This window comes from Lysobacter concretionis Ko07 = DSM 16239 (genome assembly GCF_000768345.1).
Classification (GTDB): domain Bacteria; phylum Pseudomonadota; class Gammaproteobacteria; order Xanthomonadales; family Xanthomonadaceae; genus Novilysobacter; species Novilysobacter concretionis.
This window is the reverse complement of record NZ_AVPS01000016.1, coordinates 1-7,029: the sequence shown is the minus strand read 5'-3', so window position 1 is coordinate 7,029 and position 7,029 is coordinate 1. Positions and strand designations below refer to the sequence as shown.

Here is a 7,029-nt window from a genome sequence, read left to right as displayed (position 1 = left end):
ATGCCTTTTCCGGCTTGAGGTTGATGACGGTTTCGAACATCTCCAGCGGTGCCGGATCGGTGGCGGTCAACGCACGGCCGGCCTTGCCGAACACCGACTCCACCTCAGGGAAGGTTTTGATGATCCGATCCTGCTGCTGCAGCAGTTCGGCGGCCTTGGTCACCGACATCCCGGGCAGGGACGCGGGCATGTAGAGCAGGGTGCCCTCATTGAGGGTTGGCATGAACTCGCTGCCGAGCCGGGAGGCTGGCCACAAGGTCAGCACCAGCGCCAGCGCGGCGACCCCGAGGGTGGCGGTCTTGTGCCTCAGCACGACCGCAATCACCGGCCGGTACATCGCGATCAGGAGCCGGTTCACCGGGTTTTTCTTCTCCGGCATGATCTTGCCGCGCACAAACAGCAGCATCAGTACCGGCACCAGCGTGACCGAGAGCAGCGCACCGGCGGCCATGACAAAGGTCTTGGTGAATGCCAGCGGCTTGAACAGGCGGCCTTCCTGGTCTTCCAGCGCGAAGACCGGCAGGAACGCCACGGTGATGATCAGCAGGCTGAAAAACAGCGGGGGGCCGACTTCGCGGCAGGCATCGATGATCAATTGCCGGTGTGAGCGGCTGCCGTCGCTGTGTTCGATGTGCTTGTGGGCGTTCTCGATCATCACGATGGCGGCGTCCACCATCGCCCCGATCGCAATGGCAATGCCGCCCAGGCTCATGATGTTGGAGTTCATGCCCAGGGCGCGCATGGCGATGAACGCGATCAGCACGCCGACCGGCAGCATCACGATGGCGACCAGCGCGCTGCGGACGTGGAACAGGAACAGGATGCACACCAGCGCGACAATGAGGCTTTCCTCGATCAGCGTGGTGCGCAAGGTGGCGATCGCGTGCTGGATCAGGTCGGAGCGGTCGTACACCGCCCGCAGGCTGACCCCTTCCGGCAGGCCGGTCTGGATCTCGGCCATCTTCTCCTTCAGGCCCTGGATGACGGCGAGCGCGTTCTCGCCATAGCGGGCGATGGCGATGCCGGCGACCACCTCGCCTTCGCCATTGAGTTCGGCAATGCCGCGCCGCTCCGCCGGAACCAGTTCGACCTGCGCGATATCGGCGATCAGCACCGGCGTGCCGACGTCGCTCTTGACCACGAGGTTCTCGATGTCATCGATTCCTCGCAGATAGCCGCGGCCGCGGATCATGTATTCCGTTTCGGTCATCTCAATGACCCGGCCGCCCACGTCACGGTTGCTCTGTGCGACGACCTCGGAGACCCGTGACAGCGTCACGCCGTACTGGCGCAGTTTGCCCGGATCCACGGTGATCGAGTACTCGCGGACGAAGCCACCGACACTGGCGACTTCGGCGACGCCGGGCGCCTTGGTCAACTGGTAGCGGACGTACCAGTCCTGGATGGCGCGTAGTTCGTCGAGGGACTTCTGTTTGCCCTCCAGAACGTACTGGTACACCCAGCCCACGCCCGTGGCATCCGGCCCGAGCGTCGGCGTCACCCCGGCGGGCATCTGCTTGGACGCGGAGTTGAGGTATTCCAGTACGCGGGCGCGTGCCCAGTAGATGTCGGTGCCGTCCTCGAAAATCACATAGACGTAGGAGGCGCCGAACATCGAGATGCCGCGAACCACCTTGGAGCGCGGCACGGCCAGCATCGCCGTCGACAGCGGGTAGGTCACCTGGTCTTCGACCACTTGCGGGGCCTGTCCCGGCACGTCGGCGTACACGATGACCTGGACGTCGGACAAGTCCGGTTGGGCATCGAGGGGGGTATTGAGGAGTGCGTAGATGCCGCCACCGGTCACGGCGATGGCCATCACCAGCACCAGGAAAACGTTACGGACGGACCATTCGATGAGACGCGCCAGCATGTCAGTGCTCCATCGCGTGCGAATCGTGGGAGGCGTCCGCATCGGGTGCGGGGGCGGGTGTCAGACCAGACGCCGCCGTGCCTACGTGGCTGCCGTGATCCGATTCAGAGGCCGATGGTGTCTCGTGTTGGGGGTCGGGCGGTGTGGCGCTTTCCGTCGGCCGGGCATCGGAAGCGTCCGAACCGGTATCGCCGGCGTCATGGTCATGCGATGAAGTCAGGGCCTCCAGCGCCGCTTGCAGGTTGCTCTCGGCATCGATCAGGAAGTTGGCCGAGACCACCACGCGTTCACCGTCGTGCAGCCCTTCGAGAACCTCGGCCCGATCGCCCGAGCGTTCACCCAGAACCACGGCTCGCGGCTCGAAGCGACCTTCGGCGACTTGTACGAGTACCAGCTGTCGCACACCACTATCGAGGACCGCGGAGCGCGCAACGGTCAGCGCTTCCCGGGAGGGGTTCTGGCTCAGGATGACGTCGCCGAACAAGCCGGGACGCAGGCTGCCGTCGGGATTTGGTAACTCCACCCGTACCGCCAAGGTGCGAGTCTGAGGGTCGATGATGGGCTGGATGAAACCGACCCGGCCCTCGAAGCTGCGGCCCGGCAGGGAGGGCGACTGGAAGTGGGCCTGCTGGCCGACCGACACGAGCCCAGCGCTGGTGGCGGGTACGGTGGCGATCAGCCACACCGTCGACAGGTCGGCCAGGCGGAGGATGGTGTCGCCGGCGGCAAACCGATCGCCCTGCACGATCGGCTTTTCGACCAGCACGGCGTTGGCGGGCGAGTGGATCACCAGACTGCCGATTTTCCCGTGCCCGATAGTCGCCAGTTGCGCGTCGTTGATGCCCCAGTTCTTCAGGCGTTGCCGGGCGGCATCGCGCAGGCGGGTCATCGTGGCGGCGCTTGCGGCATCACCCGCGGCAAGTTTCCTGGCGGCGGCATCGGCCACCCGGTATTCGTTCTGTGCAGCGAGCAGTTCGGGGCTGTACACCGACAGCAGGGGCTGGCCCTGCTGTACCGACATGCCGGTCTGGTTGGCCTGTAGCTGCTCGACCCAACCCTCGAACTTCGGGGCGATCACGTACTGGCGGGTCTCATCGACCTGCACGGTGGCGCTGGCGCGGATGCTGGGTGACAAGGCCTGCACGCGAGCCGCTTCGGTGCGCACGCCCAGCTTCTGCACCTTCTCCGGCGACAGCACCACGGTTCCTGGTGCGGCGGGCGCCTCCCCGCCTTCATAGACGGGCACGTAGTCCATGCCCATCGAGTCCTTCTTGGGCACCGGAGAGGTGTCGGGCAGGCCCATCGGATTGCGGTAGTAGAGGATCTTGCGGGGCTTCTCGGCCTGGCTGGCCGTTGGCTGCGAGGGTGTTTCGGAACGGAAGTGACGGCCGCTCCACCAACCGGCGGCAAGGGCGAGCAGGACCACGACAAGGCCCACGAGCCAATGGGAAGTTTTCATTGCGTATCTCCGCTGATGGCGCGCACGGCGGCGGCGCCCAGAAATTCGTCGCGGGTGGCATCCACCCGAGCCAGGTCGGCGCCCTGCCATTCGCGCAGGGCTTCCAGCAGGGTCGCGAAATCGACTTCGCCGACCTGATAGCTCGCCAGTGCCGACTGGAAGTTCGCGTCCGATTGCGGCAGCAGGGTCTGCTCGATCAGTTCGCGCTGTTCGCGCGCGCCTTGCCAACGTCCCCGGGCTACTCCCAGGCGGCCTTCCAGTTCGTTCCGGACCGCTTCCGTGCGTGCCAGCGCGGACTGCTCCAGCAGGCGTGATGCGTTTTCCCGTCCTCGACGTGCCCGTTGCTGGAACGGAATTTCCACCTCCAGCATCAACGCGTAGCTGTCCACGCGATGGCCCATCTGCATGGCACCGACGCCGAGGGTGATGTCAGGAAGTCGCTTGCGTCGTTCCAGTTCGACGTTGCGGTTGGCCGCCGCGGCCAGCGCGCTGCCGGCTTGCAGGGAGGGATGGGCGCCCGAGGCAATCCGCTCGCGGGCGCTGTCCAACGTGCTCTCACTGATGACCAGCGCGGGTGGCGACACCGGCTCGGCCAGCGGCGCATCGGCGCGGCGGCCGAGCAGGGCATTCAACGTCGATGTGGCCTCGCGCCGCAGCGCCTGACGCTCCAGTCGCTGCCGCTGCATGGCGGTGCGCTCGACCTGGGCGCGGATTGCATCCTGCTGGGCGGCCAGGCCGAGCGCATAGCGGACCCCGGCGATTTCCTCCACCTGTTCCAGCAACCCGATCAACCGGTCGATGACCACGATGGCCTCGCGGGCGTGCCAGTAGCGCACGTAGGCATCCTCGGCGTTCGCCAGCAGGTCCAGCGCAGCGGCGTCATGCTCGTGACCGGCCGCACGGGCCTGTTCGCGGGCGACATCGCGTGACAGACCGCGCTTGCCCCAGAGCGGGAAGGTCTGCTCCAGCATGTAACTGGTGGCCCCCACGTTGGCGGGCAGCACGTTGGGGTGGGCGGGGTTGATGCCCTGCCATTCCACCGTCGCCATCGGGTCGGGCAAGGCGGCGGCTGGCAGGATCATTGCCTCGGCAGCCTCGGCCTCGGCCTGCAGGGCGCGCAGTTGCGGGTTGTGCTCGATCAGCCAGTTGCGGATCGAGGCAATGTCGCTGCCGGGACTTTCCGGTTCCGCCGCGAAAGCACTGGTGGAGTAGCCGGCGAAAGGCAGTGCCAGGGCCACACCCAGCACCAGCGCTTTGAATGGATGCGATTGCCGGGATGGGGTGCCGAGCATCGGACGGGTGCGCGGTTGTGCCAACACCCGGGAACGGGTGCAGTACTGTTTCAGATCTGAATAAGTCATGTCTCTGCCTTGCCGTACCGCCGTCGATGAGAGGACGGTACTGCTGCGGAGGCGACATGCCGTGCGAAGACGGCTGCGCCGACGGAAGTGGCGTCAGGCGCAGCGGAGCGCCCGACGGACCTCAGTCGGCGATCAGATCAACAGGATGCTGGCGGGATGCAGGGTAGGTCGATGCCACGACACTACAAGTGGCGTGGCACGGTAGATCGTGGTGCTGTCCACCGGCGCGGCGATCAACGCCATCGAGTAGACCGGAGCCGGCAAGGACGCGGGAACGGGCGGGATGCGAGTGGCATCCCGGCTTTGATCGCCCTGGGTGCAGTGGGGGGCGCAGACCGCCGCGTCGTCGGACGGCGTGGGGTGTTGGCAACCATGCTGCAAACCGGCGGGTGGGCCGGCATCCAGCGCCGCGAACGCCATCGAGGCGGCCGGATGCCCCGCCAGCGCGAACTGCGACCACAACAGCGCCACAATCGTGAAGATCGTGATCCGGTGGCGCAGGCGCTGGCGACGTGATGATTTCATGAGTTCTCCCAGATTAGGCGCAGCACGGTGGCTGCGCCTTGATTCAGGTCAATTTCCAGAGTGCTTTCTGCAGGTGACGGCATGTTTGACTTGTCGCACCCGTCAACCATGCCGCTTCCGGCCCAGCCGCAACGCATTGGCGACCACCGACACCGAGCTCAGGCTCATCGCCAGGGCGGCGATCAACGGGCTGAGCAGCAGGCCGGTCAGCGGGTACAGCACGCCGGCCGCGATCGGCACGCCCAGCGCGTTGTAGAGGAATGCAAAGCCCAGGTTCTGCTTCATGTTGGCGACGGTATCGCTGGAGATCGACCGTGCCCGCACGATGCCGCGCAAGTCGCCCTTCACCAGCGTCACCTGTGCGCTCGACATCGCCACGTCGGTGCCAGTGCCCATCGCGATGCCGACATCGGCGCCGGCAAGCGCGGGTGCGTCGTTGATCCCGTCGCCGGCCATCGCGACCCGGTGCCCCTTGGCTTGCAGCTGCCGCACGAGGTCGATCTTGTCCTTCGGGCGGACCTCGCCGTGGACTTCGTCGATGCCCAGCGTGCGGGCGACCGCATGGGCCGTGGTGACGCCGTCGCCGGTAGCCATCACGATGTTCAGGCCCGCCGCGTGCAGCGATGCGATGGCGTCTGCGGTGGTCGCCTTGATCGGGTCGGACACCGCGAGCAGGCCGGCCAGGACGCCATCGACCGCCAGGTACATCACACTGGCGCCGGCCCGGCGCAGCTCCTCGGCCGGGATGGAAAGAACCGAGGCATCGACCCCGACCTCGTGCATCAGCGCGGTATTGCCGATCGCCAGGGTGGCGCCTCCCACCTTGCCGCGCACGCCGATGCCGGTGGACGACTCGAAGCTCTCCGGCGTCTCCAGCGTCAGACCACGACGGCGGGCTTCGGCGACGATCGCGTCGGCAAGCGGGTGCTCGCTGCCCTGGTCGAGGCTGGCTGCCAGGCGCAGCACTTCTTCCGCGGTGAAGCCATCGGCCGGCAACACGGTATGGAATGTTGGACGGCCCTCGGTCAACGTGCCGGTCTTGTCCACGATCAGGGTGTCGATTTTGCGCAGGTTCTCAATCGCCTCGGCATCGCGGAACAGCACGCCCTCGCCGGCGGCCCGGCCGGTCGCCACCATGATCGACATCGGCGTCGCCAGTCCCAGCGCGCACGGGCAGGCGATGATCAGTACCGAGATCGTATTGAGCACCGCGAACGTCCACGACGGCTCCGGGCCGAGCAAGCCCCACACGAAGAAGGTCGCGACGGCGATCGCGAGGACCGCCAACACAAACCAGTAAGCCACCTTGTCGGCCATGCGCTGCATCGGTGCGCGCGAGCGTTGCGCCTGCGCGACCAGCTGCACGATCTGCGCCAGCACCGTCGCCGAACCGACCTTTTCCGCCCGGATCACCAGGCTGCCGGTGCCGTTGAGGGTCGCGCCGATCACGCTGGAACCAGTGGTCTTCTCGACCGGGATCGGCTCGCCGGTCAGCATCGATTCGTCGACATGGGAGCGGCCTTCGATCACTTCGCCGTCGACCGGCACCTTTTCACCCGGACGTACCCGCAGACGGTCACCGACATGGACGTGACTGAGCTCCACATCCTCCTCGCTGCCGTCGTCGCGCAGGCGGCGTGCGGTCTTGGGTGCCAGTCCCAGCAGGGCTTTCAGCGCGGTCGAGGTCTTCGAGCGGGCACGCAGTTCCAGCATCTGGCCGAGCAGGGTCAGCGAGACGATCACCACGGCAGCCTCGAAGTAGACGCCGACGCGGCCGTGTTGGTGGAATGACGCCGGGAACAGCTCCGGTG

General features: G+C 66.5%; 5 protein-coding genes. All 5 read right to left on the bottom strand.

Features of this window, described 5'->3' with window-relative positions; all coding sequences use genetic code 11:
- Positions 1-1,873 (bottom strand): efflux RND transporter permease subunit (locus N792_RS13235; RefSeq protein ID WP_036196134.1); only part of this gene is annotated, 1,873 nt, incomplete at its 3' end.
- 1 nt (position 1,874) lies between these two features.
- A complete protein-coding gene (locus N792_RS13230; protein WP_084105845.1) occupies positions 1,875-3,332 on the bottom strand; it encodes an efflux RND transporter periplasmic adaptor subunit in 1,458 nt (485 codons plus the stop codon).
- Positions 3,329-4,693: a TolC family protein gene (locus N792_RS13225; RefSeq protein WP_224743838.1), complete on the bottom strand. Its 1,365-nt coding sequence runs from the start codon at positions 4,691-4,693 to the stop codon at positions 3,329-3,331. Before N792_RS13225 ends, N792_RS13230 begins: the two co-directional genes overlap by 4 nt.
- A gap of 132 nt (positions 4,694-4,825) precedes the next feature.
- Positions 4,826-5,218: a hypothetical protein gene (locus tag N792_RS13220; RefSeq protein ID WP_036196130.1), complete on the bottom strand. Its 393-nt coding sequence runs from the start codon at positions 5,216-5,218 to the stop codon at positions 4,826-4,828.
- A 102-nt stretch (positions 5,219-5,320) separates the two neighbouring features.
- Positions 5,321-7,029: copper-translocating P-type ATPase (locus N792_RS13215; RefSeq protein ID WP_036196127.1), on the bottom strand; the 1,709-nt coding region annotated here is incomplete at its 5' end.